1 protein-coding gene is annotated in these 2,914 nt (G+C 75.5%); it reads right to left on the bottom strand.

Going from position 1 to position 2,914, the window contains the following annotated elements; genetic code table 11:
• On the bottom strand, window positions 1-2,914 hold a 2,914-nt coding region (locus VNO22_07195; GenBank protein ID HXG61139.1), incomplete at both ends, for a hypothetical protein.

Here is a 2,914-nt window from a genome sequence, read left to right as displayed (position 1 = left end):
CCGCAGCTCGCGCCGCGCCGCTTCCAGGAACGGCTCCAGGCGCGTCCGCGCGCGCCCCGCCTCGGCGGCCAGCGCCTCCAGAGGCGGCGCCACGCCGGCGGGCTTGCGGTCCGGCGCGGCCCGGGCCGCCATCTCCCGACGGACCGCATCCCCCGGCCCTCCCCGCCACGCCTTTAGAAAGTCCCGGACCGCCTCCTCCGAAAGCCCCGCCGCGCCGAGCTCCGCCTCGAGCGTCCGGACGCGGTCCTCGAGCCACGCCCCGTCCTTCGGATGGCGCGTCGCCGCCGCGGTCGAACCCGCCTGCCAGCGCTCCCCCTCGGCCAGCTCTCGCAGCGCCGCGGCGATCTCGGAGACGCGGTGCCCCGTCTCGAGCGTCCGATAGGCCCGCTCGATCGTCGACAGCGCCTCCCCCGAAGAAGGATCGGCCGCCCGGGCGTCCAGCACCGCCCCGAGCGCGCGCGCCGCCAGCGCCGAGTCGGCGACGAAGAACGCATCCGCGTCCCGCCGCGCTTCCTCGACGGCCGCGCGGGCGCCCAGAAGCGCCTGGGCCGCCCGTCCGCGGAGCATCCGATCCGCCGGCGGCGCCTCGCGCGCCCAGCGCACGTCCGCATGGGAGGGCGGCGATCCGCGGGCCAGCTCCGCCTGGGCCGCCCGCGCCCGGCGCGCCAGCTCCTTTTCGATCCCGACGAATTCGTAGAACGCCCGCGCCACGGCCTGCCGCATTCCCTCCGACGCCCCCTCGAGCGCCGGGGAGAGGGGCGCCTCGAGCGCCTTGCGAAGCGCGGACCGCGCCTCCTCCAGCTCCTTGCGCAGCGCCGAGACCCGCCGCGCGATTCCTTCCGGAGCGCGCAGGACGAGCACCGCCAGGACGTCCTCCACCGCCTTGGCCTGGCTGGACGCCACCCCCTGCCGCCGCGCGAGACGTTCCCACACCTTGGGATCCTGCGCCGCCCGCGCCGCGAGCGTCCCCCGCCGCAGCCCCTCCTGTTCCCGCGCCAGGTCGCGCAGGTCGGAGAAAATCGCCAGAGCCTCCTCCCCCGCCAGGATCTCCCGGTACTGCGCCTCGGCGAAGGCCGCCCCTTCCGCGGCCCGCCGCGCGGCGCCCGCCGGCGCGCCCTCCCCGCGCGCCTCGGAAAGCGCGTCCTCCCGCAGACGCCGCATCGCGCGCGCCGCCAGATCCAGCGCCTCCGCCTCGCGCGCCGAACGCGCCGACCGCAACGCCTCCTTCGCGCGCGACTCCGCCACCTCCGCCTCCTGCGCCACCTTCTCGACCTGCGCCAGGAGGTTCAGGTGCGCCTGCCGCCGCGGAAGCTCCTCATCGCCCCCCGGCAGTCCCGCCACCTCCGCCGCCCGCTTCTCCAGCGCCCGTGCCGCGTCGCGCAGCTCGACGAGCGCCGCGTACACCCCCTCCTTGGCCGCCAGCGGAAGGAACCGGTGGGGATCGAATCCCGGCGCGCTGACGGAGACGTGCAGCGGGGCCGACTCGGCCCGGTTGCCCTTGAGGTCCACCGCCACCAGCTTCGTCGTGATCCGGTCCCCCGGCTGAACGCCGAGCTCATAAAGATCCCAGCGGTGGGACACCGCGTGCCGCAGCCCGGCGTCTTCCGCGAGCGTGACCTCCTTCCACTCGCCCTGGTTGACCCGGATCCCCTGCGCCACCCGCCGCAACCCGAGATCGTCCTGCGCCACGCCCCGCAGGACGACGACCTCGTCGGGAGGGACGAGGAGATCCTGCGCGGGCTCGTCGATCGACACGCGGGGCACAAGATCCGGCAACGCGCGCATCTCGTACTGCGGGCTGAACTTGTTCTCGAATCCGGTCGCCGCCGCGGTCAGGTGAACCCGGTAGGTCCCGGAACTCGAAAGCTGCAGAGCGGCTTTCAGCCGCCGGGGATCCTCCGACGGACGCAGCGGCACGGTCGACGGCGCGCCTCCCTGCTCCAGCCGCAGCTCGGCCGCGCGGACGTCCTCGTTGACCTCCACGTCGAGTTCGACGGCGGTCCCCTCCAGCTCCACCAGGTCTCCCGACGCTTCGGGGCCCGAGCGGCGCGGCGGTTTGCCCGTGTAGGCCGGATAGACGAACGTTTTCCGGAACGCGACCACTTCCGGACGCGGAAGGGGAGTCAGCGTAAACTTCCTCGTGATCGCGTCCCCCGCCCGGATGCGGTACGACACCGGAGCGCGGCCCACCGGCACCGCCGCCTCGAACCGCCGGTCCCCGAGCGGACGCATCTCCGTCCGCTCCGGCCGTCCCTCCTCGGGAAAGATCTCCAGGATCGCCTGCCGGGTCTCGGGCCCGGAAAGCTCGATCCGCACGCCGACCCGGTCCCCCTGCGGCACGCGGCGCTCGGGCGGACGCGGTTCGAGGATCGCCACGCCCACGCGGGACAGGCGTTCGAGATTCGCCAGCGGGAGGAGCGCCCGAAGCAGGCGATGCTCGTAGCGGAACCCCGGAACCAGGAGAAGCGCTCCGACGACGCCCAGGGCTCCCGCGGCCGCCCAGGCCCACGGCGCGATCCTTCGAAGCGGAAGGACCGCCTCGACCTCGACGTTCCGGAGGCGGCCGGCGACGCTCCGCTGAAGCGCCTCGAGGAAGGCGGGGGACTCCACCGCGCGGGCCGCGCGCGGGTCGGCCAGCTCGACGGCCGAAAGAAGGTCTTCCCGAAGTTCGGGCCGGGCCTGCTCCACGAAGCGCGCCAGCACGCGCGCGTCGGGGGCGCGCCGGAGGAAGCGCCCGGCGGTCGCCCATCCGGCCGCCAGCGCCGCCCCGTACGCCGCCGCCGAAAGCGCCACGCGGGCCCCGTCCGGCAGCAGAACCAGCCAGTCCACGAGCGCCGCCAGCGCGGTCGCTCCGGCGAGCACCGCCGCCAGCGCGCACGCCCCGCGCGCCCAGAGAAGGCGCCGCCGCCGGCGG

This window comes from Planctomycetota bacterium (assembly GCA_035574235.1).
GTDB lineage: Bacteria > Planctomycetota > MHYJ01 > MHYJ01 > JACPRB01 > DATLZA01.
The sequence above is the reverse complement of the archived record's forward strand: the minus strand, read 5'-3'. Positions and strand labels throughout refer to the sequence as shown.